The sequence below is a fragment of the Streptomyces sp. Edi2 genome, from assembly GCF_040253635.1.
Lineage (GTDB): Bacteria > Actinomycetota > Actinomycetes > Streptomycetales > Streptomycetaceae > Streptomyces.
The window spans coordinates 291,226-315,376 of the sequence record NZ_JBEJGX010000003.1 but is presented as its reverse complement, the minus strand read 5'-3'; the positions used below and the strand labels follow the sequence as shown (position 1 = coordinate 315,376).

Genomic DNA, 24,151 nt, shown 5'->3' with positions numbered 1-24,151 from the left:
GAGAGGCCGGGCCGGAATTCCCGCTGCCTGCCAGGAGACCTCGCGGCGGCCGCGGTCGAGGCAGCCAGGCCCGGGACGGTGGCCGGCGGAAGCAGCCTTGCCGACTCCCTCTGTGAGTAGGGATCACGCACGGTGACAGCCCGGCAGTCGGTCCCGGGCGCACACCGCTCGCTCGCCGCCCGCGACGGCACGGAGGTAACCTGAATCCACTGCTCCTGCAGCCCCCGTCCGGGGAGGTCGGATGACCGCCGCCGTGAGCCTCCGCCCCAGCAAGGCGGACGCACTCCGCTACACCCCCATCGCCGAGCACGGCCTGATCGGGGACATGCGTACGGCCGCACTCGTCGGTACCAACGGCACCATCGACTGGTACTGCTGCGCGCGCTTCGACGCCCCCAGTGTCTTCGCGGCGATCCTCGACGCCGACCGGGGCGGAGCCTTCGAACTGGCCCCGGACGTTCCCGCCCGGACGAAGCAGTTCTACTTTCCCGACACCAACATCCTGATCACGCGGTTCTTTGCGGACCACGGCGTCGGCGAGGTTCAGGACTTCATGCCGATCGTCGGCGACTCCCAAGAGGCGGACCGCCACCGGCTGATCCGTCGGGTGCTCTGTGTGCGCGGGGCCCTGCCGTTCACCGCACGGGTGGCCCCCCGCTTCGACTACGGGCGCAGTACGCACACCGTGAGCGCGCGGCAGGGCCAGACCGTATTCGAGTCCCCGGATCTCTCTCTGGCGCTGACCTCCAGCGTTCCGGTCGAGATCGACGGCCCGGACGCCACGTCCTCGTTCCTGCTGGGCGAGGGGGAGGCCGCCGTCTTCGCGCTCGACCGGATCGGCGGCGGGGTGGAGCCGCGGGCCTGCCCGCTGGCGGAGGCGGAAGACCTGTTCGGTGCCACGGTGCGGTATTGGCGCACCTGGCTGTCGCGCTCCCGCTACCGAGGGCGCTGGCGGGAGATGGTGCACCGCTCCGCGCTCACCCTCAAGCTCCTCACGTACGCCCCGACCGGCGCCATCGTGGCCGCTCCCACCACCAGCCTGCCCGAACAGGTAGGCGGCGAGCGCAACTGGGACTACCGCTATGCCTGGGTGAGGGACGCCGCGTTCTGTATTTACGCACTGCTCAGACTGGGCTTCACCGATGAGGCCAAGGCCTTTGTGCACTTCCTGTCGGAGAACGTCGCCCTCAACGACGGTTCCGATGGTCCGCTGCAGATCATGTACGGCATCGACGGCCGCAGCGAACTCCCCGAGGAAGAACTCCTCCACTGGGAAGGGCATCTGGGCTCCTCGCCCGTCCGGATCGGCAACGAGGCCGTCCACCAGCTCCAACTGGACATCTACGGGGCCCTCATCGACTCGCTCTACCTCTACGACAAATGGGGGGAGCCGCTGCACAGCGGGCACTGGGCCACCGTCGGCACCCTGGTCAACTGGGTCTGCGACCACTGGGACCAGCCGGACGAAGGCATTTGGGAGACGCGCAGCAAATCTCAGCGCTTTCTGTACTCGCAGCTGATGTGCTGGGTGGCGATCGAGCGCGCGATCCGCATCGCCACCCATCGGGGTCTGCCGGCGGATATGCCCCGGTGGGCGCATGCCCGCGACGCGATCTACCGGCGGATCATGGAGTGCGGCTGGTCGAGCAGGCGACAGGCATTCGTCCAGCACGAAGGCGACGAAGTCCTCGACGCGTCCGTCCTGATGATGCCGCTGGCCAAGTTCATCTCTCCCACCGACCCGAAGTGGCTCTCCACTCTCGATGCGCTGGGGGAGGAGCTGGTGTCCGACTCCCTGGTCTACCGCTATGACCCCCGCCGGAGCCCCGACGGGCTACGGGGCGAGGAGGGCACCTTCTCGATCTGCTCGTTCTGGTATGTCGAGGCGCTGTCCCGCGCCGGCCGGGTGGACGAGGCCCGGCTCGCCTTCGAGAAGATGCTCACCTACGCCAACCACCTCGGTCTGTACGCCGAAGAGATCGGCCACACCGGCGAACAGATCGGCAACTTCCCCCAGGCTTTCACCCATCTCGGCCTCATCAGCGCCGCGTTCAACCTTGACCGGGCCCTGGGCTGACGCACCGCACAACCCGGCGGGCGGCACGCAGCGGAGCGGCACGGTCGCCCAGGATCTGAGGATCGTTCAGGACCTGGGGCGTCGGCTGACGTCCGGGCGGCCGAGGTGGCCGGGCTCGCGCTGTTCCTCGCCCCACCACAGGTGCGGCGCGAGGTACTGGCGGATCGCCGCTGTCACCTTGTCCTGGCTGCCGGCCGGCAGCGGGAGCCGGTAGCGCAGCCGTGGCAGACCGGAGGCGGCCGGCTCCTCGTCCCGGACCAGGGCCCACAGCACCGGATCACGGTCATCGATCGGGCCGCGGGGGCACAGTTCGATGGAGTACTGCTTCGTGCGCCGCGCACCACGGTGGCGTCCGGAGCCGGGGAAATCTGTGGCATGGGCATGACCCCGCAGTGTGCGCACACCCCGCCGCTGCACGTTCCGTCGACATTTACTGAACACGGAGGGCGTGTGTCCGACGGGCCCCGGTTCGGCCCAGTGCGGCAGCAACATGCCCAAAGTGGCTGTTATTTGATGTGGCGTCAGGAGTGAGACGCCGGATTCCGACGGAAGGCTTGACGCACCGTTCCCATGCAATGAACATGCATCGGGCAGGAGAGCGCTCCCATGAACATCACTCGTTCACTTCCTGAATCAGGAGAGCCGCTATGCCCACACCCCCCACCGACGCCACGGCGTCCCCCGCGCCAAGACCCTCACGCCGCGGAGTCCTGGCCGCGATGGCAGCCGCGCTCCCCGCCGCGAGCCTGCCGGTCCTTTCCTCCCGGGCGTCCGCGGCGCCGGCCGCCGCGGGGCTGCCGGGCGGCGGCGACCTCGGCCCCTACGTGCTGGTCTTCGATCCCGCCACGCCCGACATCCAGGGGAAGCTCGACGAGATCTTCCGGCGGCAGGAGTCGGCCCAGTTCGGCGACGGGAGGTACCAACTCCTCTTCAAACCCGGCACCTACAACGGGCTGAACGCCCAGCTCGGCTTCTACACCTCCATCGCGGGCCTCGGGCTGTCACCCGACGACACCACCTTCAACGGTGATGTGACCGTCGACGCCGGCTGGTTCAACGGCAATGCCACGCAAAACTTCTGGCGCTCGGCGGAAAACCTCGCGCTGCGCCCCGCCAACGGCACCAACCGGTGGGCGGTGGCCCAGGCGGCCCCGTTCCGGCGGATGCACGTCAAGGGCGGGCTGAACCTGGCACCCGACGGCTACGGCTGGGCCAGCGGCGGCTATATCGCCGACAGCCGCATCGACGGCACGGTGAGCCCGTACTCCCAGCAGCAGTGGTACAGCCGCGACAGTTCCGTGGGCGGCTGGAACAACGCCGTGTGGAACATGGTGTTCTCGGGGGTCGAGGGAGCCCCCGCGCAGAGCTTCCCCAACCCCCCGTACACCACTCTCGACACCACCCCGGTCTCCCGCGAAAAGCCGTTCCTCTACCTCGACGGGGCCGACTACCGGGTCTTCCTGCCCGATCAGCGCACCAACGCGCGCGGCACCACCTGGGGAAGCGGCACACCACGAGGCCGGTCCCTGCCGCTCGGACAGTTCTATGTGGCCAGGCCCGGCGTGGCCGCGGCGACCCTCAACGCCGCGCTGGCGCAGGGCCTCAACGTGCTTCTCACGCCCGGGATTTATCACCTCGACCGGCCGATAGACGTCCAGCGCCCGAACACCGTGGTCCTGGGGCTGGGGTATGCGACCCTCGTTCCGGACAACGGTGTCACGGCCGTGAAGGTCGCCGACGTCGACGGTGTGCGGCTCGCCGGATTCCTGATCGATGCCGGACCGGTCAACTCCACCACGCTGCTGGAGGTCGGCCCCGAGGGCGCTTTTGCAGACCACGCCGCCAATCCGACCACGGTGCAGGACGTCTTCATCCGGATCGGCGGGGCGGGCGCCGGCAAGGCGACCACCAGCATGGTGATCAACAGCCACCACACCATCGTCGACCACACCTGGGTCTGGCGTGCCGACCACGGGGACGGTGTGGGCTGGGAGACCAACCGGGCCGACTACGGGGTCCGGGTCAACGGCGATGACGTCCTGGCGACCGGGCTCTTCGTCGAGCACTTCAACAAGTACGACGTGGAGTGGCGCGGTGAGCGGGGACGCACCGTCTTCTTCCAGAATGAGAAGGCGTACGACGCACCCGACCAGGCCGCGGTGCAGAACGGCAGCACCAAGGGGTACGCCGCGTACAAGATCGCCGACGGGGTGACCACGCACGAAGGGTGGGGCCTGGGCAGCTACTGCTTCTACAACGTGGATCCCACCATCCGCCAGGACCACGGCTTCGAGGCCCCGGAGAAGCCGGGCGTGAAGCTCCACGATCTGCTCGTGGTCTCCCTCGGCGGCAAGGGGCAGTACGAGCACGTGATCAACGGCGTCGGCGCCCCCACCTCGGGCACCTCGACGGTGCCGTCGACGGTGGTGTCCTATCCCTGATCCTTGACCTCGGGTCGCTCGGGTCGCTCCATCGGGTCTCTCGGATTGTCGTGATCACCGACCGCCCCCTGGGACGGCGTATGCCTCCGTCCAGCCATGGCCGGCGGCACCGTGCCAGGGGGCTGCGTCAGGGGGCCGTGACGGGTGGGCCGACCGCCCGGCCTACCGTAGGGCGGCGCATCCGTTGAGCCTGGAGAGTCATGACCATCGAAGAATCCGCCTTCCGAGGGCGGATGCCTGCCCATCCCGGTGACCTGGCGGTCGAGCGGCACGGTATCGAGCCGGTGCCCGAAAGCAACCGTTACGGCAAATCTGCCCGCCTTTTCACCGTGTGGTTCGCCCCCAACCTCACGATGACCGGAGTCTTCTCCGGCACCGTGGGCATCTCCCTGGGGCTGGACTTCTGGACGGCTCTCACGGCCATGGTGCTCGGCACCGTCGTCGGCGCGGTGCCCGCCGCCTACCTCGGCACCTGGGGCAGCCAGACCGGGACCGGTCAGCTACCGCTGTCGCGGCTGGCCTTCGGCCGTGGTGTGGCACTGCCCGGCATCATGCAGTGGCTCTCCTCCGTCGCCTGGGACGCGCTGATCGGCCTCTTCGGCGGTGAGGCGCTGGCCCAGCTGCTCGGCTGGCCGTTCTGGCTGGGCGCGCTGGTGGTCCTGCTGCTCCAGGGAGCCGTCGGCGTCTTCGGCTACGAGGCGCTCCATCAGCTCCAAACGGTGATGACCTTTGTGCTGGGTGCCGCATTCGTGGTCCTGAGCGTCAAGCTGCTGTCCGGGGTGCCGCTTCCCGTATCGAGCTCCGCACACGGCGCTGATCGTCTGGGTGCCTTTGTCCTGACCAGCACCATTGCGCTCAGTCTGGCCATCTCGTGGGCCCCCTATGCGTCGGACTTCAGCCGCTACCTGCCGCGTGAGACCTCCCGGCCCAGGATGTTCTGGTACTCCATGCTCGGCATGGTGCTCTCGTTCGCCTGGGTGCAGGCGCTGGGGCTGTGGGGAGCCGAGCTGTTCACCGATCAGACCGCTGCCGGGGTGCACGGACTGCTGGGCGGCGGGGTCCTCGGCGCCTTCGGCCTGCTGGCCGTTGCGGCCGCGGCGGTGTGCAGCAACGCCATGAACGACTACAGCGGCTCCCTGGCGCTCCAGACGGCCGGTATACGGATACCCCGGCCGCTCGCCGCGGCGGCCGCGGCCGTACTCGGTTTTCTGCTGGTGCTGTGGATGCACGCCGCGGACACCGCGGTGCGCTTCCAGAACCTGCTGTTGTTCGTGGGCTACTGGATCCCCGGGTTCGTGGGCATTGTGCTCGTCGACGCGAGGCTGCGTGCCAAGGCCCGTCACGGCGCGCCGATCGACGTCGGGGCCGAGTTCGCCCGTCCCCAGCCGTGGTGGCCCGCGTGCCTCGCCTTTGTCGTCGCGTTCGCCGCGGCCGTGCCCTTCATGGACACGACCCTGTTCGTCGGCCCGGTCGCTGCCGCACTGCATGGCGCCGATCTCGCCTACTACGTCGCGTTCATCGTTTCTGTGGCGGTCTATGCCCCGTTGAGGCTCTTTGTGAGTGCGCGTACGGCGGGTACGGGGCGCACGGAGCAGTAGCCCGCCGTGGCTGCGCCGGGAGCGGGCGGGCGAATGTGCCGGGCCCTCGTCCGGACGCCGTTCTCCTCCACGCCGTCATCGGACGGCCTCTCCGCCCTTCGCGTACGGCCGCTGGGCCGAGGGATGTAGTCCCCGGCGGCGGTAGGTCATGCCGCAGGAGGGTTTCGGGAGCCGTTCGTGTCGGGCGCGCCGGTGGGCGGCTTCATGGTCGATGCCGCGGGCACACGTAGCTCCCGAAGAGCTTGCGGGGTGCGGCGGTCCGGCACCCGTCCGGTGTCCGGCGTCCGGTACCGGGGTGACGAACCCCACCACCTGCCCGGTTCGATGCGCGGGGAAGATTCCGGCGCACACACCAGGATGCATCCGGGCGTATCCGGATGAACTCGGACGCCTTTCCCGCCGAACGCGAAGGGAGAGCCGATGGCTACGACGTACGGCACGACGCCGGCTCGGGGCTCCGCGGGGCGGGCCTGGGGGAGAGCGTTCCTGGGCGGCGCGGTGATGGCGTGCGCACTGGGAGCGGGGAATGCGCTGGGGGAGGTGTTCGCCAGGGCGCTCGGTGCCGACGGTCTGGTGCGGCAGCTGCTGCCTGCCGCGCTGGTGAGTGCGCTGGCCGTGCCCACCGTCCTGGGGTTGCGGGCCGCCCGGTCGGCGAGGCGCTGTCCGCTGGGGCTCGGTCCCCTTTCCTCGGCGCCACTCGGCTTCTTCCGCGGCCTGGCCGTCACCGTCTCCTGTGCTGCCGCCGTGCTCGGGGCCGGCACCGCGCTCGGGTGGGTCCGCTGGTCCGGCCTGGACCCGGCGGCCCTCGCCTCGTTCCTGGTGGGCAACGCCGTGGTGGCCGTGCTGCTGGAGGCGCTGCCCGAGGAGGCGACGCTGCGCGGCTATGCCTGGGCCTCGTTGCGCGACCGGCTCGGCGGAGTGGTCTCCGCCCTGGGGGTGACTGCGGTTTTCCTGCTGGTGCCGGCGGCCTCCACCGTGGTGCAGGCCGGGGTGTCCCGGCTCGTGGGCGTGGCGTCCGCGCCGATGGGCCTCACCCCCGAGGGGCAGGATCCCATCGCCTACCTGGTGTTGCTCTCGGTCTTCGGGCTCACGCTGGTGGCCGCCCGGACGGCGCCGGGACCTGCGCCGCTGTGGGCGGCGATCGGCACCCATGTGGCCTTCCTGAGCGTCAATCGTGTGGTGTTCGAGGGCGTACAGCGCGGCGCGGGCTGGTCGGCGAGGGTTGCCCCGACCCATGCCGCGGTGCTCGAACTGGGGTATCTGGCGGCAACGGCGATGGTCTTCGTCGGGGCGAGGCTGGTGTCATCCCGGGTGAGGGCGCGGACGCCTCGGCCCGGGCGTCCGTCCGCGGCGACCACGCACAGCGTGGGCGTCTGGACCGGCGCCGGCGCCGGCCCGCTGCTCGTCCCGGCCGGACGGGAGCGGCCGCACTCCGGCGTCGAGCGGGTGTGGACGTCACGCGTCGGACGGGAGTGGCCGTCACATGACCCAGGGGCACGTGTGATTCGACGTAGCGGCACCTAGGGGCATATAGAGATTTATGTCCGCATTTGCCTGTATTGATGGAGAGGCGATCGCCGGTCGGTGCCGGGCCCGGCGCGATAGCCGACGGCGAGACCGGCCCGTACCCATCGGCCCGTGAAGCAAACAGGGGTAATGTCCGATTGTTTGCGGCGGATGCGGGCACGCGACTGTCCGGAGGATGATGACGGTGGTTCCGCTTTTGCCGACGCCGCTTCTCGCGCTGATCATTTCGGCGCCGACGGTGTGCGGCAGGCCTCATGGCCATGGCGGTGACCGTCCTGGCCGTCCGGTTGCCGAGGTGGCGTGAGGTGTTCCACACCGCTCCGCTTTTCCTTGTCCGCTCGGGACGGATGCGAGGCCGGCTTTTCGCCGCCAGGGCGAGCTAACCATTTCGTCCGACCTCGGAAAATTGTGGTTGGTAGCCCGGGAAGAGGGAACTCTTTCCGGCCTGAAGGCAAGACGACGCGATATGAGGTGAGCTTTATCATGAGCACCGCCGAGGCTCCTCGCACCATGACGGCGTCGCCGGTGCTGGAGCTTCAACTTGATTGCCGGTCCGAGGCTGTCGGACCCGCACGCCACCTTGCCGCCACCTTCCTGGAACAAATGGAGCCCGCCACGGAAAGGGAGACCAAAGAGGCGGTGATCCTGGTCGTCTCCGAGCTGGTGACCAATGCGGTGCGGCACGCGGGCGGAAAGACGTGCACGCTGCGGCTGCGGGCGGGCCCGGAATCGGTGGTGGTTGACGTGGGCGACGCCAGCCCGGTCCTCCCTCGCCCCCGCACCCCGGATGTCAGCGGTGAGGGCGGCGGTTTTGGATGGTCGATGGTCTGCCGCATCGCCAGCAGCGTAGAGATCAAGCAAGAGCTCGCCGGTAAAACCGTGACGGCGGTCATTCCCTGTCAGGGGCGCGACGCACCGTGACCGGCCAGGCCGTGGCCGATGAGCCACGGCCTGTGCGCGAAGCGGTCTGGCGCGGCGGACCGCCCGGATTGAGAGCTTGACCGGTCGATCCCCGGAGATATGAGATGCGCGATGCGAGACGCGGTGGATATCGCGATCGCGATCACTGCCGTCGATACCGATGGACCGCCCGATCGTCCGTATGAGGGAGTCGGCAGCCTCGGCGGCCAACGGTCCTCCACTCGAATTCCTTGATGACGGAATCGAATGCGCCGCGCAAGCCGGGAATCGCGCCATGGTGCCCCCCTCCGGCCCCGCCCGTCAGCAGAGGAAAGTGCCCTTGCCGCGGCGGGATTTCCACACGAAGCGCGCACTCTCTCGTCCACCCGGAGTCGGTCAGGACGTGGCGTCCGGCCAGGGAACCTGAATCGTGGTCGGGGCCGCGTAGTCGATGCCCGGTACCGCGAAACCGTAGAGGCGCTGGACCTCGGCGTGGAACCAGTCGAGGTCGGCGAGCCGGGCGATCGTCTCGGTGGTGGCCGACTCCCACCTTTCGGTGACGGCGGCCTGGACCGCGCTGTTGAGTTCCCAGCCGTCGAGCCGGACCCTGCCGTCCTCATCGGTGTCGAGCGGCCGGACACCGGTCAGTTGGTCCCACAGGTCGGCCAACTGGGCGATCGGCGGCACCATTCCCTCGCCGAGCGCGCCGCGCAGCAGGCCGACGTAGAGGGCGATGCCGGGAATGGCGGTGGAGGACTGGGTGACCGCCGCGCCGTTGACGGAGGTCACCGCGCGGCCGCCGACCAGCTTGTCCAGGCGCTCGTCGAGCGTGCGGGCGGTCGCTTCGAGGTGGGACTTGGCGGCGCCGATGGTCCCCTGCCGGTAGATCCCGTCCGTCAGGGGGGAGCCGATGTACGACAGGGCGGCCGTGGTGAATCCGTCGGCGAGCAGGCCGCGGTCGGCGAGGTGGTCGACCCACCGTTCCCAGTCCGCGCCACCCATCACCGCCACGGTCTGCTCGATGTCGTCGTCCTTGGCCGGCGGGGTTTCCACCTCCTTGACCTCCGGAGTTCCGTCAGCGTCGAAGACGAGGGTCTTGGTGCGGTACGGCTCGCCGATGGGCTTGAGGACCGAGGCGTAGGCGGCACCGGTCTCCGGGTCGGTGCGCCGAGGGGCGGCAACCGAGTAGATCAGGTGGTCCAGTCGGCCGAATCGTTGTCGGAGGAGATCGGCGACCTGCTCCTTCATCTCGTCGGAGAACGCGTCGCCGTTGAGGAACACCATCTCCTGGCCGTGCCGGCGGGCGAGTTCAGCGGTGGCAGCGGTGCGGTACCAGCCGGCCGTGGCGGTACGGCGCTCGGTGGGGGCCTTCTCGAAGCAGACGCCGATGCCGCGGATCCCCGTCCGGGCGAGGCCGGCGATCATCGCGGCGAGCCCGTAGCCGGCCGAGGAGCCGACGACGAGTGCCACCGGAGCGTCGCCAGGGACATGGGTGGGCGAGGGGGTGGCCTGCCACATCTCCTGCACCAGGCGCTCGCAGCCGGCCGGATGGGAGTCGAGGAAGAGGAATCCGCGGCTGCGCGGGGTGATGACACGTTCGCTCATGACGCACGTCCTTCAGTTCGTCCGGTTCGACCAGTTGGTCGCGGAGGAGAAGCGGCCGCCACCGGAGCACGTACCGCGTCTGCCAGTCTGCGCCTCCATACCTCCCTGTGATCGTTTCGGCGGGCACAGTGTTGGCAGGGTGGTTTTGGAGGTTTTCCCTCGGTTCGTCGAGCGGCGCGGGTTCCGTGCGCGTATGACGCCGCGACGTCGTACCCCCCCGGCGCCCCCGCCCAGTCGGCGGCGTTCCGCTGTGGCCCACCCTGGTTGCCGGGGTAGCCTTCGACGCGCTGTTCAGCGGCAGTCTGCTGCAGCGGTTCTTCGGACTCGGAGAGGGACAACCCGCCTGCTGTCAGGCCCACTTGTCCGGATTCGGGGTCACCGTCTGCGCTGCCGTCCGCGGGCATTCTGCCGGCAGTATGCCCGCGGAGCGCGAGCATGTGGACCCGGCGCCGGATCAGAGCGCTGTCGTCATCCTCACCCTGGTGCTCGGCACCGCCGCGATGGTGGGGTCAAGGTGCTCGCCCACACCCCCTGCGCCCGCAGCGGCCGGGAGGCCGAGCGGTCCGTCGCCGCCGCGGAGACGCGCCGCGGCCGGGAACTGCTGAGCCAGGCACGGCGCGGACATGCGGTGAGCCCGGGCGCTCCCTCGTCATGAGGAATCACCAGAGCTTGTCGATCTCGCCCGGGTACAACGCGATGCGGGAGTGCGGGAAGGCGGAGCGGTGCCGCCGGCTCCGGGGCGAGAAGAAGTCGGCCATGGTGACCTTGTCGAAGCCGGGGCGGTCACTGGGGAACGGGGCCAGGGGCGTCCCGCCGATCAGCACCGCGCCGGGCAGATGATGCCAGCCCGCGCTTTCGTAGAAGGGCTGAAGCGGGCGGTCGCAGGTGAACAGGCCGAGGTCCGGGCCGCTTGCTGCCATGGCCTCGTGAGCGGCCGTCACCAGACGGCGACCATGGCCCTGGCCGCGGGCGGAGCCACGGGTCACCACCGTGCTCAGCCCCGCGGCCCGGTAGCGCTCGCCGTCATGGACGATCTGCTTGGTGAGGATGTCCAGTGCGGCGAGCACCGTGGCACCGTCCACGAGCAGCATCGAGACCGGCTGCAAGGCCGGGTCGTGGGCGAACGTACCGGGCGCCGAAGCGGAGTCCGGGGGCCAGGCCTCGTCCCGTAGCTCCGCCACCTGCGTACGCAGCGCGGGCGGGACACCGGGTTCCGGGAAGGTCATGATCGGCACCCGTTCATTGTGACTGTCCGCGCAAGAGGGGCCAAGGAATTTCCTGGTGGCCGGAGGGCCTGGTGCCGATCCTGGCCCGCGACCTGGTCTCCTGCGGGCCTCCGGCGAGCCAGGGCCGACACCAGGCCTGCATGCGCACCCCGTCCCAGGGCAGACGATCTCCATGGGATGGCTGATGCGTTGGGAACGTGTGGTGGAGGAATGCGAGCGTGCGCTGCTGGCCAAGGTTTTCCGGACCGACCCGGTTCAGCTCTTCGACGCACTACGTCAGGAGTGCGATGAGCACGCGGTCGTCTGCAGTGAGAGCCGCGTCCTCGTGCCCAATGACTACACCGTCGAGCTCGCACACAGGGTGCACGATGAACTGGCCGCACGCGGCGGGCAGGTGGGGCGGCATCTGACCGATGTGCTGGACCGGCACGCCGCCGAGCGCGGATATGAGTGGGCGGGCCCCCTGACCGTCCATGTCACCCTCGGCGAAGTGCCGAACGGCCGGTATCGCGTGTCGAGCGCGGCCCTTGCGCACATTCCCGCTGGTGCCGCAGGCCCCTGGGGGTGACCAGGAGCCGGGCTTCGCCGAGCCGGCGAGCCCGGCCGCCCCCTCCGCTTCCCGCAGGGCTCCTCACTCGGTTCACTCCGTCGAGTCGGCGATCTCCGTCGCGTCGGCGATCTCGGCAATCACCTGGGCGTGGCAGGGCTCCGGGACGCACCAGCAGCCGAGCCGGCATCCGCGCAGTGCGGGCAGGAGCGCGAGCAGGTCAGGGCGCTCCAGCAGGTAGGCGCGGTACTTCGCCAGCACCTCCGCGCGGGACCCGTCCCGGCCCGGGCGGAATGGACTGGCCAGTGGTGACGCCGGGAGGTGCCAGCCGCCCCGGTGCATCGCACGCCCTACGTAGACCACGTCGGCGTACTCCGGGTCGTCCCGGTGGCCCTTGAGATTGACGACCGTCGTACGTGTCATGCCGTCATTCTCACCCGGCGTGAGTGGACGTCCGCTCTTGGCCCCGACTGTCGGTCCTGGCCCCACGGCTGTCCCTCCTGACTCCCCGACTGTGCTTTCTGGCCCCGACTGTCCGTCCTGGCCGCCCGGCCGTCCCCCTCGTGACCGGCCGGGCGGCCGTTCCCCCTCGTTACCGGGCGGCCGCCTCCCCCGTGACCGCGGACTTGCGCGGGACGGACCGCCCGGTTCGGATTTGCTGTCTGCGACTACCCCTGAGCCGCCGGCATCGGCGGACGGCTTACAGAGGCCGGGCCCACAGGTCCCACTGGAGGCCCGAGCCGTCGCAGAAGGGGTCGGCCCACTTGCCGCTGCTGACCAGGTCGGTGCCCGCCGCCTGGCAGCCGCCGAGGGTCCAGAACTTCTTGCCGGTCCACACGGTTCCGGGCGGGCCGTCCATCGGCTTGGTCTGGAGGTGGACGGCGGCCGGTGCCGCCTCGGTCCCGGTGGCGGCGTGTGCCTGAGCGGCGCCGCCCAGTCCGATGACCGTGAGCGCGGCGGCAGCGAGCGCAGTGGTGAAAATTCGCCTGTTACGCACGTGATGTCCTTTCCCCGTAGCGGCGGGCCCCTCGTGGGCCCGTCACCCTGCACACGGATGAGGCCGCTTCGCCGTATGACACGGGGCGATGTGACGCGCGTCACATCGCTGCGCAAGCGAGGTTGCTTTGGGTTACCCGCGGCGAAGTGTCCCGGCTGCAAAATCATTTGACGAAGCGCCAGTGTTCAGCAACCAGGCCCCTGTGCGCCTGGCCGCAATGTGTGTCCCGGTGTCCGTTTTCGCCGCCCATCGAAGGTGTCGGTGCCCCCGGGGTGTCTGGCCGCCTCGCGCGCGGGCTCGGAGGACGGAAGGCGAGGTGGCCGGGTGAACTATTCCGACCTGCCGGTTTACCTGTTCTTTTCAGGGTGTTGTCCGGAGTCGCTTGCCTTGGGCGTGCGGGCATGGATAGCGTAACCGGCACCTAAAGCTTTCTGAACAGCTTTAGTGAAAGCTAAACATCGTATTGATCCCGGGTGGGGGAGAAGCATGCAGATCAAGGTTGCGGTGGCGTACCACAGTGGATACGGCCACACCGCAAAGCAGGCGGCGGCCGTCGCGGCCGGTGCGGAGAAGGTTCCCGACACTCAGGTACGCCTGGTCTCCCTCGCCGAGCTGAACGACGAACTGTGGGAGGTGCTGCAGGAGTCCGACGCCCTGATCTTCGGCACGCCGACCTACATGGGCGGCAGCAGCGCCGTCTTCCGCGCATTCGTCGAGGCCACCAGCCAGGTCTGGGGCGACAACATGCGCTGGAAGAACAAGATCGCGGGTGGCTTCACCAACAGCGGCAACATGGCGGGCGACAAGCTCAACGCGCTGATCGACATCACGCTGTTCGCCGCCCAGCACGGCATGATCTGGGTCGGTCTCGCCGAGTACGGCGGCTGGAACACCTCCTCCGGCAGCCCCGAGGACCTCAACCGGCTCGGCAGCTGGCTGGGTGCCATGTCGCAGTCCAACAACGACGAGGGGGCCGACGTCACCCCCTGTGCCAGCGATCTGCGTACGGCCGAGGCACTCGGCCGCCGGATCGCCGAGACCGCCCATGTGCACGTGGCGGGCCGGGCGGCCGTCGGGTTCGATGAGGTCTCCGCCTGACCGTCCACGACGCGTACGGAGGCCGCTGTGCCCGGGAGGGGGACCCGATGAACTGCCGTCAGATGGCCGTGGCGCCGCACGCGGACGTGCGGTCCGAGGGCAACCCGGGGCGCAGCGTTCAGCCGTCACGCCTGGGGGATCGGGGCGGCCGTCGCATGGCGCGCTCGCGGCGCAACCGCGGTCGCGGATTCCGTGGCGGTCCCCGATCTCCGCTCAGGTGCGGCCCTGGGCGCTTCCCGTCCGGGGCCGGCCGGGTCCGGCGTGTTCCGGGAGAACGCGCCGGCGCCGCGGCATCGCGCCGTCACGCCTGAGCACCCGCCCCTGCACCGCACCCTTCCCACCCGACCGCACGCCCGCCGAAGACACCGCCGCCGGGCCCCGCACCGGCCTCATACCCGAAGTCGGCAGGCCGCCACCGGGCCCGACACCCGAGGGTTCCGCGACGTCCGGTCGGCGGTTTCGCCGATGCCGGCCCCGATGGCGATGCCGGAAGATGCCGAATCCGGCCGGGACGGGTCATCGTGCGCCGCGGCCGGGCCCGGAACGAAACCCCACCCGGTGGCCCGTCCACCGGCGCGGAGTACCACGGCCGCCACGGCGTGGAGTAATACGGCCGCCACGGCGCGGGGCACCCCGCCGCGCCCGCATGGCACGGCCGGAGCCGGTTCGCCCCCCACACGGATCCGCTCCCCGGTCCGGCCGGCCGGCTGAAGCTCGTCCCCGTTCGGCAGCCCCATCACCCGCACCGTGCCCGCGGGCCGCCGTGAGCACGGCATGTCCTGGCCGCGTGCCGTCCGCGCGGCCGTTGCCACCTGCCATCCCGAGGAGACCAGCCATGTTCAAGACCACCACCGACGCCGAGCTGGCGGGCAACCCGATCGACGAGGTGATCGGTTCCACCATCCGCTACGCGGCGCTCACCTCCGCCGCCAAGCTCGGCATCTTCACCGCTCTGGAGGAGGGCGGTCCCCAGACCCTCGACGAGCTGGCCAAGGCCATCGGCGCGAGTACGGACGGCACCCGCGCGGTGGCCGACGTCGCCGCCGTCCTGGGCTGGCTCACCCTGGAGGACGGGCGCTACCGCAACGGCCCGCTCGCCGAACGCTGGCTGGGCAAGGACGCCGAGTACGACTTCACCCCGGCACTGCTGTGGGCGTATGAACTCACCAACGTCATGTGGGATCTGCCGCAGGCCGTACGGGACGGCAAGCCCGCCCGGTCGCTGTGGGAGCGCTGGGCCAATAACCCCGAGGCCGGGCGGGACTTCTCCGCGTACATGCGGGTCAAGTCGCGTCTGACGGTGCAGTCCATCGTCGATGCCGTGCCGCTGCCGGAGGGGGCGCGGCGCCTGCTGGACCTGGGCGGTTCGCACGGTCTGCACGCGATGGCCATGTGCGAACGGCACCCCGGACTCTCCGCGACCATCGTCGACCTGCCCGAGGCGCTTGCCGACACCGGAGCCGCGATCGAGAAGGCGGGGCTGGCCGACCGGATCAGCCTCCAGCGCGGCAGCTTCCTGACCGGCGACCTCGGCACCGGATATGACGTGGTCTTCCTCTTCGAGATCGTGCACAACCACACCGACGAGGAGAACCGGGACCTGATCGCGCGGGCCGCGAAGGCGCTGCGGCCCGGGGGCCGGATCGTGGTGCTGGAAGACGTCCGCGGCGAACAGCTCGACGAGCACAACGCGGCGTTCTCCCTGGCGATGTACGCCTGCTCCGGCGACCGCACCTACAGCCTGCCGGAGATCTCCGGGTGGCTCACCGGGGCGGGCCTGAAGACCGTCGAGCGGATCGCACTGCCCTCATCCGTCTCTCTGGTCGTCGGCACCAAGTAACGCCGGCAGCCGGGGAAGGGGGGAGCACCGTGCAGATCGATCTGGCACACCGGGCGACCAGCGCATGGCTGGACGCCGCGGACCTCGCTCGTGAGGTGTACGCCCAGGCATATGGCGCCGAGGTGGCGCCCCGGCCCGACTCGTTCATCGTCGCCCGTCCGGCCTGCGGCGGGGCGGCGGAGCCCTGCCCGCCACTGGCCTGCGCGGGGCTCACCTTCGGCAGGGAGCAGGAGCTGTTCTCCGAGCGGTATCTCGACACCGGAGTCGAGGCCGCCGTACTGGCCCACCTCGGGGTCACGGTGGACCGCAGGCGGGTGGTGGAGGTGGGGGCACTGGCCACCCGCCGCGTCTCGGTCGGCCGCGAACTGATCAGAGCCACCCCGATCATCTCCTGGTGCCTGGGCATGGAATACATCCTGTGCACCGTCACCCGGAGCCTGATCACGACGCTGGGCCGTACCGGCATCTGCTTCGTGCCCTTCGGGCCCGCCGACCCGGGCCGGCTGTCCCCGGACGAGGCGGCGCGCTGGGGCTCGTACTACGACCACCAGCCGCAGGTCGGTGTCATCGCGCTGAACGCCCTGGACCGGCTGTTCTCCGACACCACCGGGCGTTACTCGGTCACCGATCTCCAACTGAGCATCAGCGCCATGGAGGTGGCCGGTCATGCGGGCCATCAGTGAGAGCCTGGTCAGGTTCGGTGAGTCGGCACACCCGATGATCGAGGTACTGGGGGAGGACGGCGTCCCGGCCCGGACCCTCAGCTACCGGGAGGTCACCCGCCGGGCCGCGGGCCTCGCCCACCGGATCGGGCAGGGGGACGGACGGCCGCTGCGCATCGGTGTGGTCTGCGGCAACACCCCCGAATTCGTGGTCGCCGACCTCGCGCTGATCGCCGCACACGCCATCGAGGTGCCGGTCCCGCTCGCCTTCTCCGCCGAACAGGCCGCCGGCCTGCTGGAGGAGACCGATCTGTGCCTGGCGGACGCGGCCGGGCAGGAGCGTCTGACGCAGTGGGGGAGGGACCGGGTCCTGGGCCCGCACTGCACGGTGCTGCCGCTGTCCGCGGACGAGCCCGTGCCGTCCGCGCCGTTGGTGCTGGAGCCGGACGGCGCCGTAACGGACTGGGAGTGCAAGGTCATCCACACCTCCGGCACCACCTCACGCCCCAAAGGCGTGCGGATCCGGGCGGCGGCACTGAATGAACTGCTGGGATCGCTGCGGTCGGTGATGCCCCGCGGGGCCTTCACCCGCTATCTCTCCCTCGTCCCGTTCAGCCTGCTCATCGAGCAGGTCACCGGCCTCTACATGGTTCTGCTCGACGGTGGGACGCTCGTCCTGATGCCGCCGGGCAAGGCCCTGGTCGGCACCGCAGCGGCGGCCGTAGTGGACGCCCTGCCGTATGTGGCCGCGTCCCGCCCGACCGCGATGGTCGCCACCCCCGCGCTCATCGATGCCTTCGCCACCGCCGCCGACGAGGCCGCGGAGGGCGGACGGGCGGTCGCACCGGCCCTGTTCGGGACTCCCGGCGCACCGCTCATCTGCTGCGGCGGTGCGCCCGTGCACCCCGATCTGCTGCACCGCTTGGAGGAGCACGGCCTCCCCGTCCACGAGGGGTACGGCCTCTCCGAGAACAGCTCCGTGGTCAGCTGGAACACCCCGGCCGCCCGCCGCCTGGGCACCGTGGGCCGCCCGCTGCCGCACGTCCGCGTCAAGATCGCCGACGACGGTGAACTCCTGGTCAGCAGCACCTCGCTGTTCGCCGGCTACACCCGGGACGACCCCTCCAGCCTCCTCCTCGACGCCGACGGCTGGCTCCGCACCGGCGACCTGGCCCACCTCGACGAGGAGGGGTTCCTCCGCATCACCGGACGCAAGAAGAACGTCATCATCACCGCGGCGGGTCGCAACGTGGCCCCCGAGTGGGTCGAGGCGCAATACGCCCGACTTCCGTTCGTCCGCGCCGTCGCGGTGGTCGGCGACGGACTCACCGTTCTGCACGGACTCTTCCTCGTCGACGAGTCCACCGACCTCGCGGCGGCCGAGGCCGCCGTCAGGGAGTTCGGCGAGGCACACCTCTCCGAGGTGGAGCGGGTCGCCGTACCGCACCTCGTGGTGGCCGGCGACCGCCTCTACCGCAGGTTCTTCACCGTCACCGGCAGGCCCATGCGGGCAGCCGTCCGCACCGCTCTGACCGAGGGAACGCTGCACGACCACCAAGGAGCTGACGCATGACCACGATCGCTGACGTCCGGCCCTACGGCGCCGCCTCCGGCCGGCTGGTGCAACCGGCCGGGGACCGCTCGCTGCGTACGCTGGACCCCGCCTGGGTCACCGGGTTGCTCGCCGACGCCGGCTTCCTGCTCTTCCGCGGCTTCCACACCGGCCTGGAGGAGTTCACCTCGTTCGTGAAGGCGCACTCCAGCCGGATCACCCTCGACCCGGCGCGCTCCTTCCACGGCGGTGAGGTCGCGCAGAAGGTCGACGCGGGCACCGGCGCCGTCGGCCTCCACCTGGAGAATGGCAACAGCCCCTTCGGCCCCGACCTGACCTGGTTCCTCTGCGAGAAGGCCGCCGCCAGGGGCTCGCAGACCACGGTCTGCGACGGCTACCGCGTCTGGGACGCGGCCGGCGACACGGCCCGCGCGGTCTTCGGCATCAAGGACATCATGTACAGCCGCCGGGTGGAGGAGCCCAAGTGGAAGGCGTTCGTCTGCCACCAGACCGAGGGCCGCAAGAAGCTCGACGACATCACCTTCGCCGATATGAAGGAACTGGTGGGCAGGAACGTGTCCACCACCCTCCGGCTCGATGACGACGGTTCCCTCCACTACGCGTTCCGCACCGGCGCCGCCCGTGCCACGCTCTTCGGCAGCCGGCTCGCCTGGGCCAACAGCATCTTCGGCCCCTCGTACAACTACGAGGCCCCGCGCATCACCTTCGCCGACGGCACCGGGATACCCGCCGAACTCCTCGCCGAATTCCGCCGGCTCACCACCGAACTGACCGAGGAGATCGACTGGCAGGACGGCGACCTGGCGCTGATCGACAACACCCGGGTGATGCACGGCCGGCGCGAAATCCTCGACACCGACCGGACCGTCTACAACGCACAGAGCTACCTCGCCCCCGCGCTGCAGGCCGCGGTGCGGGACGGGAAGGCGCGGCGATGACCCCCTCACCCGCCGGGCTCGACGACGTACGGGTGCGCGCCGTCCTGGACGAGATCGCCCGCACCGCCGAGCACCACGACCCGGACGTGATGAAGCGCGCCTACGCCACCGCGGCCGACTGGCCGCAGCCGCCCACCGCCCAGGAGGCCGCCGACCTCTGTGCTCAGGCAGCGCTGCCCGTGCACCCGCAGGTCGGCACCTTCCTGTACCAGCTCGTACGGAGCCTGCGGCCGGCCCTCGTGGTGGAGTTCGGCACCTCCTTCGGCGCTTCGACGCTCTATGCGGCGGCGGCACTGCGCGACAATGGCGGCGGCCGCATCATCGGATCGGAGCTGCACCCCGGCAAGGCCGACCGTGCACGCGGCCACCTGGAGCGCGCGGGGCTCGGTGCCTACGCCGAGGTCAGGACCGGCGACGCCCGCGACCGGCTCGCCGCGCTTCCCGGTCCGGTCGATCTGGTGCTGCTGGACGGATGGAAGGAGCTCTATCTCCCGGTCCTCAAGGTGCTCGAACCCGCACTGCGGGCCGGCTCCCTGGTCGTGTCCGACAACCTGCCGATGCTGCCGCCCGAGTTCACCGACCACGTCCGCACCGCCGCCAACGGCTACCTCTCCCAGCAGCTTCCGCTGGGCGACGGCATCGAATTCTCCCTCCGCCTGCAGGAGGCGGCAGGACGCCGCCGCCGACCGGGCCCCGAGCGCGCGCCGGCCGGCGCGCGGCCCCGTACGCACCGAAAGGGCACTGAAGACACGTGAACCCCCGCACCCAGCGCCGCAGCCTTCTCCGGGCCGGCCTCGCCGCGCTGCCCCTGGCGGCGGTGACCCCGGCCGCACACGCCACCGAGCGGACCGGCCGGCTCACCGTCGCCGATGTCTCCCGCTGGACCGATGCCTATCTGGAGGCCTGGCGGACCAAGAACGACACCGCCGCGGTCCGGCTGTTCACGTTAGACGCCGTGTACGAGGCGGTGCCCGGCGTCCCGGCGCAGACCTTCCGCGGGCGCGAGGCCATCGGCCGCTACTGGCGCGACATCACCGCGGGCCAGAGCGAGATGACCGGCCGTCACGGCGCCCCGGTCGTCACCGGGAACCGGGCGGCCGTCGAACTCTGGGTGACGCTGCGGGCCCCCGCCATCAACCCCGACGGCGACCACTGGGTGACCTTCCTGGAGACCAACATCCTGCTCTTCGCCCCCGACGGCCGCTGCCGGCGCAACACCGAATACTGGAACCTCCAGATGGGCCGCCTGGCACCGCCCCAGGGGTGGGGCACTGCATGAGCACCGCTCGTTCGCTGATCACCGGGGGCCGCGTCCTCACCATGGACCCGGCCCTCGGTGAACTGCCGTCCGCCGACATCCTGGTGGAGGACGGCCGGATCGCCGCCGTACGCCCCGGCATCGACGCCTCGGGGGTGGACGAGCGCATCGATGCCCACGGGTGCCTCGTGCTCCCCGGCTTCATCGACACCCACCGGCACATGTGGCAGGCGGCGCTGCGCGGCATCGGCGCCGACCAGACCCTCGACCAGTACTTCGCGACCGTTCTGCACACCCTCGCACCCCGGCTCACCGCCGACGATCTCCACCTGGGAAACCTGCTGAGTGCGCTGGGTGCCCTGGACGCGGGGGTGACCACCGTCCAGGACATCTCCAACGTCGCCAAGCCGACCGAGGAGCACACCGACGCCCTGCTCGACGCGCTCACCGACTCGGGGCTGCGCAGCGTCTTCGCCTACGGACACGGCACGGCGCAGGACGCCCGCCGGGTCCGCACCCGCAGGCTGCACGCCAAGGACGCCCTGGTGACCATGGCGCTCAACGCCGAGGCCGGCAGCGACGAAACCATCCGGCACGGCTGGGGCCTGGCCCGTGAACTGGAGGTGCCGACCGCCCTGCACATCCGGGGCGGCAGTACGGTCTCCCGGCTGCGCCGCCTGGGCGTGCTGCGGCCGGGAGCGGTGTTCATCCACGGCACCGGGATGGACGCCGGTGAGCTGCGACTGATCCACGACAGCGGTGCGGCGCTGTCGGTCGCGCCCGCCATCGAAATGACCATGGGCCACGGGCTGCCCCCGTTCGCCGAGGCCGCGGCCGCCGGCCTGCGGCCCAGCCTCAGCGTGGACGTCGAAGTCGCCGCGCCCAGCGATATGTTCACCCAGCTGCGGGCCGCTTTCCAGATCGGGCGCTTCGCGGCCCTGCAAGGCCACGCGGGCCCGGACGCACCCTTGCTCACGACGCAGGAGGTCCTGGAGTTCGCCACGCTCGGCGGCGCCGAAGCGCTCGGGATGGCGGACCGCATCGGTTCGCTGGCCCCGGGCAAGCAGGCCGATGTGATCGTGCTGCGGACCGACCGGCCCGGTGTGGCGCCGGTCCATGACGCCACCGCGGCTGTCGTGTCGTCGATGGACCGCGCGGATGTCGACACCGTGATGGTCGCCGGGCGGATCGCCAAGCGGCAGGGGAAGCTGGTGTACGCCGGGTTGCCGCGGTTGCTGGCACAGGCACAGGACCTGGGCGACCGCCTGGCCGACCGCTGACGCCGCTGATCCGCCGCTGACGCCGCTGCGTCAGCGGCGGATCAGCACGCCTTCCTCGATGGCGGCGAGCGCGATCCGCAGCTGCTCGCTGAGGGCCTTCGCGGTACGTTCCGGAATGCGGTCGACGAGCCGGGCGTGCACGGCGGTGGTGGCGCGCACCGCCGCCTCGGCGGTCTCCACCCCGCTCGGTGTGAGCTGCACCCAGCTGCTGCGCGCATCGTCCTCGGCCGCCGCGCGCGTGACATAGCCGGCGGCCACCAAGCGCTTGACGACATTGCTGGTCCCACCGGAGGACAGCAGGAGCGCATGCGTGAGATCGGTCGGCTTCAGGCGGTAGGGCGCGCCGATCCGTCGCAGGGTGGCGAGCACTCCGTACTCGGCCTGGGTCAGCCCCAGCTTCTCCAGCTCGGCACTTGCCGCGACGTCGAAAGCCGAAACCAACAGGGCGGTCCGCTTGGCGAGTTCCAGCGGGAGACCGGCGATTTCGGGCAGCTCGTGTCCCCATGCCGAGATGATCTCGTCTACGTGGTCAGGCTCCACCGCGAACCGCCTTCCCTCTTCCTCATAGCTCAGTCCAAAGATATCCCACCGCCCGGACAGGCACCTTCTGACCTGGGGAGACTGTGTGACCGCCAGATGTGGACATGGTGAAAAGCTTTCCATATACCTTTTAATATAGCTTTTTCTAATGCTTTCTCTCTATGCTTTGCTCATGATTGAGCGTGAGTCGAAGCGTGCTCTGGCCATGGCGGCGGTCCTGGTTCTGGCGCTGACCGGCACCTCCGCCTGTGCCGGCCGCACCGGAGACACGGCCCCACAAGGGAACGCGATGGCGCGAACCCATCGATCCACGGAGGAAGGAACCGTCGGAATGGCAGAGTTCAGCGCCGACCCGGACCGGCTGCCGTCGTGCTTCCACGGCATCCGGGGCGCCACCGCGTACCGTCTGCCCGGTTCCGCGGGGCGCGGCCGTCTGGTCACTGTGGGCAGCGGTCCGCACGGTGTCGTCTTCGCCCCCATCTCCTGGGGCGATGCCTGTGAATGGGCGGCCGAGGCCAAGCGGCTCGCGGCCGGCGGCTACCACGTCGTCACCTTCGACTGGGGCGGGGACCGCAGCCGGACCGTGGCCGACGCGACCCGGTTGCTGCGGTCGCGGGGCACCACGAGCGTGGCGTGGGTGGGCGGTTGTCTGGGCGGCACGCTCATGCTCGGCATGCTCACGGACCGCACCGCCCGCCCCGCCGGAGTCGCCGGCATCAGCCCGCTGGCCTCGCTGGGCGGATTCACCGCCGGGAGCGGTACGTCCTACGACGGCGAACTACTGATCCTGGGGACCACCGACGATCCGCTCTCCGACGAAGGAAAGCTGCGCGAGGTCGCCCACGGCTTCCCGAAGGCCCAGGCCACTGTCCTGCCCGGTACCCTCCACGCCGCCGAGATCTTCGCCGGTCCGCACGGCGAGGCGGCCCGCCGCAGCCTGGACGGCTTCCTCGGGCGCACCTTTGCCACGGCGGGCGGCTGACCTCCGGGGTTGCTGGTTCTCGCCGTCCGGTCCGGCCCCGGCCTTTGGATTCTCGACCCCCGGCGCCGCCCCGGCCGCAGCAGTGGCGGGGGCGGCGCCGGGGCGTCGGGCCGCCGGTCCGGTCAGGAGTGGGTGGCGAAGTCCTGGGTCCACCACGGGCCGTTGGCGCTGAGGTTGACGCCCACCCCGGTGGATTTGTAGGAGCAGTTGAGGATGTTGTCGCGGTGGCCCGGGCTGTCCATCCAGCCCTTCATCGCCGTCGACGGGTCCTTGGGGCTCTTGAAGATGTTCTCGGCCCAACTACCCCACGGGAAACCGGCCTTGGTCATCCGGGTTCCCGGGTCCACGCCCTCCGGGGTGTTGTGCTCGTAGTAGTTGCGGGCGGCCATGTCGTCCGAGTGGGCCTGCGCCGCGGCCTGCAGCCGGGAGTCGACGCTGAGCGGACCACAACCGTGCTGCGCCCGCTGGGCGTTGACCAGCTCGACGATCTTCTGCGCGAACGCCGCGGCGGTGCCTGTCGCGGCCCGGGTCCCGGCCGGGGCGGAGTCCCCCGTTGCCGACTCGGGGCGGGCCGCGCGGGGCTCTGCGCTCTTGGCGGTGTCCGCGCTGTGGCCGGTGCGGGAGGTGTGCGGCCGGGGCGTGGAGTGCGGCTTGGCGTGTTGTTTCGCCTTGGACGGGGAGGCCGACGGCTTCTGGCTCTTGGACGGGCGCGAGGCGGTCGGCGCCGGGGGAGTGGAGGTCGTCGCGGTCGGGGCCGCCGGTGCGGACTGGTCTGCCGCGAGCGCCTGGTCGGTCCCGGAGTCGGGACGTATCAGCGCCACGCCGGAGGCGCCCACGACGATCACCGAGGCCACCGCGATCAGTGTCGCCTTCCGCCGGGGATGGCTGCCGCCGCGGTGCTGACCGCCGTTCCGTCCGTGCCGGCCTCCCGAGCGGCCGCCGGGGCCGGACGAGCCGGAACGCCCGGGTGCGGCGGAGCCGTTCGCCCGGCGGCCGCCCTCCGTCGGGGCCTCGTCGTGGAACTCCGTCTGCAGGTGGTCGTTGTTCATGGTTCCGTTTCCT

22 protein-coding genes are annotated in these 24,151 nt (G+C 70.5%); 15 read left to right on the top strand and 7 right to left on the bottom strand.

Features of this window, described 5'->3' with window-relative positions; genetic code table 11:
• Positions 1–241: 241 nt before the first annotated feature.
• Positions 242–2,077, top strand: coding sequence for a glycoside hydrolase family 15 protein (locus tag ABR737_RS04860; protein WP_350248948.1), 1,836 nt, complete (start codon positions 242–244; stop codon positions 2,075–2,077).
• A gap of 66 nt (positions 2,078–2,143) precedes the next feature.
• On the opposite strand, the gene ABR737_RS04855 is transcribed toward ABR737_RS04860, so the two are convergent.
• Positions 2,144–2,479 carry a hypothetical protein gene (locus ABR737_RS04855; RefSeq protein ID WP_350248947.1) on the bottom strand — a complete coding sequence of 112 codons (336 nt, stop codon included), beginning with the start codon at positions 2,477–2,479 and terminating at the stop codon, positions 2,144–2,146.
• A gap of 245 nt (positions 2,480–2,724) precedes the next feature.
• Between ABR737_RS04855 and ABR737_RS04850 the strand changes: the two genes are divergently transcribed.
• From ABR737_RS04850 to ABR737_RS04835, 4 genes are all read left to right on the top strand, one after another.
• Positions 2,725–4,518, top strand: coding sequence for a pectate lyase-like domain-containing protein (locus ABR737_RS04850; RefSeq protein WP_350248946.1), 1,794 nt, complete (start codon positions 2,725–2,727; stop codon positions 4,516–4,518).
• Positions 4,519–4,718: 200 nt separating this feature from the next.
• A complete protein-coding gene (locus ABR737_RS04845; protein WP_350248945.1) occupies positions 4,719–6,116 on the top strand; it encodes a purine-cytosine permease family protein in 1,398 nt (465 codons plus the stop codon).
• Positions 6,117–6,536: 420 nt separating this feature from the next.
• Positions 6,537–7,640, top strand: coding sequence for a CPBP family glutamic-type intramembrane protease (locus ABR737_RS04840; RefSeq protein WP_350248944.1), 1,104 nt, complete (start codon positions 6,537–6,539; stop codon positions 7,638–7,640).
• 486 nt (positions 7,641–8,126) lie between these two features.
• Entirely contained in the window at positions 8,127–8,564 is a 438-nt protein-coding gene (locus tag ABR737_RS04835) for an ATP-binding protein (RefSeq protein WP_350248943.1), read from the top strand.
• A gap of 375 nt (positions 8,565–8,939) precedes the next feature.
• Here ABR737_RS04835 and fabV read toward each other — a convergent pair whose 3' ends face one another.
• Positions 8,940–10,148, bottom strand: a complete 1,209-nt coding sequence (gene fabV / locus ABR737_RS04830; protein ID WP_350248942.1) for an enoyl-[acyl-carrier-protein] reductase FabV — start codon at positions 10,146–10,148, stop codon at positions 8,940–8,942.
• 659 nt (positions 10,149–10,807) lie between these two features.
• Positions 10,808–11,374 carry a GNAT family N-acetyltransferase gene (locus tag ABR737_RS04825; protein WP_350256674.1) on the bottom strand — a complete coding sequence of 189 codons (567 nt, stop codon included), beginning with the start codon at positions 11,372–11,374 and terminating at the stop codon, positions 10,808–10,810.
• A 184-nt stretch (positions 11,375–11,558) separates the two neighbouring features.
• Between ABR737_RS04825 and ABR737_RS04820 the strand changes: the two genes are divergently transcribed.
• Complete coding sequence (locus tag ABR737_RS04820) at positions 11,559–11,942, top strand: DUF3662 domain-containing protein (protein WP_502964281.1); 384 nt, start codon at positions 11,559–11,561, stop codon at positions 11,940–11,942.
• Between the two features lie 72 nt (positions 11,943–12,014).
• On the opposite strand, the gene ABR737_RS04815 is transcribed toward ABR737_RS04820, so the two are convergent.
• Positions 12,015–12,344: a DUF4326 domain-containing protein gene (locus ABR737_RS04815; RefSeq protein ID WP_350248940.1), complete on the bottom strand. Its 330-nt coding sequence runs from the start codon at positions 12,342–12,344 to the stop codon at positions 12,015–12,017.
• A gap of 277 nt (positions 12,345–12,621) precedes the next feature.
• Positions 12,622–12,918 (bottom strand): hypothetical protein, encoded by a 297-nt coding sequence (locus ABR737_RS04810; RefSeq protein WP_350248939.1) that lies wholly within the window; start codon positions 12,916–12,918, stop codon positions 12,622–12,624.
• Positions 12,919–13,404: 486 nt separating this feature from the next.
• Here ABR737_RS04810 and ABR737_RS04805 point away from each other — a divergent pair, with 486 nt between their 5' ends.
• The 8 genes from ABR737_RS04805 to ABR737_RS04770 all read left to right on the top strand — a co-directional run bounded on the left by ABR737_RS04805 (position 13,405) and on the right by ABR737_RS04770 (position 21,567).
• Positions 13,405–14,016, top strand: coding sequence for a flavodoxin family protein (locus ABR737_RS04805; protein WP_350248938.1), 612 nt, complete (start codon positions 13,405–13,407; stop codon positions 14,014–14,016).
• Between the two features lie 835 nt (positions 14,017–14,851).
• Complete coding sequence (locus tag ABR737_RS04800; RefSeq protein ID WP_350248937.1) at positions 14,852–15,856, top strand: methyltransferase; 1,005 nt, start codon at positions 14,852–14,854, stop codon at positions 15,854–15,856.
• A gap of 29 nt (positions 15,857–15,885) precedes the next feature.
• Positions 15,886–16,539, top strand: coding sequence for a thermostable hemolysin (locus tag ABR737_RS04795; protein WP_350248936.1), 654 nt, complete (start codon positions 15,886–15,888; stop codon positions 16,537–16,539).
• Positions 16,523–18,091 carry an AMP-binding protein gene (locus ABR737_RS04790; RefSeq protein WP_350248935.1) on the top strand — a complete coding sequence of 523 codons (1,569 nt, stop codon included), beginning with the start codon at positions 16,523–16,525 and terminating at the stop codon, positions 18,089–18,091. The genes ABR737_RS04795 and ABR737_RS04790 overlap by 17 nt, the downstream gene beginning before the upstream one ends.
• Entirely contained in the window at positions 18,088–19,029 is a 942-nt protein-coding gene (locus ABR737_RS04785; protein WP_350248934.1) for a TauD/TfdA family dioxygenase, read from the top strand. The genes ABR737_RS04790 and ABR737_RS04785 overlap by 4 nt, the downstream gene beginning before the upstream one ends.
• Positions 19,026–19,784, top strand: coding sequence for an O-methyltransferase (locus ABR737_RS04780; RefSeq protein ID WP_350248933.1), 759 nt, complete (start codon positions 19,026–19,028; stop codon positions 19,782–19,784). The genes ABR737_RS04785 and ABR737_RS04780 overlap by 4 nt, the downstream gene beginning before the upstream one ends.
• A complete protein-coding gene (locus tag ABR737_RS04775) occupies positions 19,781–20,308 on the top strand; it encodes a nuclear transport factor 2 family protein (protein WP_350248932.1) in 528 nt (175 codons plus the stop codon). The genes ABR737_RS04780 and ABR737_RS04775 overlap by 4 nt, the downstream gene beginning before the upstream one ends.
• Positions 20,305–21,567 carry an amidohydrolase family protein gene (locus ABR737_RS04770; protein ID WP_350248931.1) on the top strand — a complete coding sequence of 421 codons (1,263 nt, stop codon included), beginning with the start codon at positions 20,305–20,307 and terminating at the stop codon, positions 21,565–21,567. Before ABR737_RS04775 ends, ABR737_RS04770 begins: the two co-directional genes overlap by 4 nt.
• A 30-nt stretch (positions 21,568–21,597) precedes the next feature.
• Here ABR737_RS04770 and ABR737_RS04765 read toward each other — a convergent pair whose 3' ends face one another.
• Positions 21,598–22,107 (bottom strand): MarR family winged helix-turn-helix transcriptional regulator, encoded by a 510-nt coding sequence (locus ABR737_RS04765; protein ID WP_350248930.1) that lies wholly within the window; start codon positions 22,105–22,107, stop codon positions 21,598–21,600.
• Between the two features lie 331 nt (positions 22,108–22,438).
• Between ABR737_RS04765 and ABR737_RS04760 the strand changes: the two genes are divergently transcribed.
• A complete protein-coding gene (locus tag ABR737_RS04760; RefSeq protein WP_350248929.1) occupies positions 22,439–23,089 on the top strand; it encodes an alpha/beta fold hydrolase in 651 nt (216 codons plus the stop codon).
• A gap of 122 nt (positions 23,090–23,211) precedes the next feature.
• Here the strand turns inward: ABR737_RS04760 and ABR737_RS04755 are convergent, their stop codons facing one another.
• Positions 23,212–24,138, bottom strand: a complete 927-nt coding sequence (locus tag ABR737_RS04755; RefSeq protein ID WP_350248928.1) for a CAP domain-containing protein — start codon at positions 24,136–24,138, stop codon at positions 23,212–23,214.
• Positions 24,139–24,151: the final 13 nt, after the last annotated feature.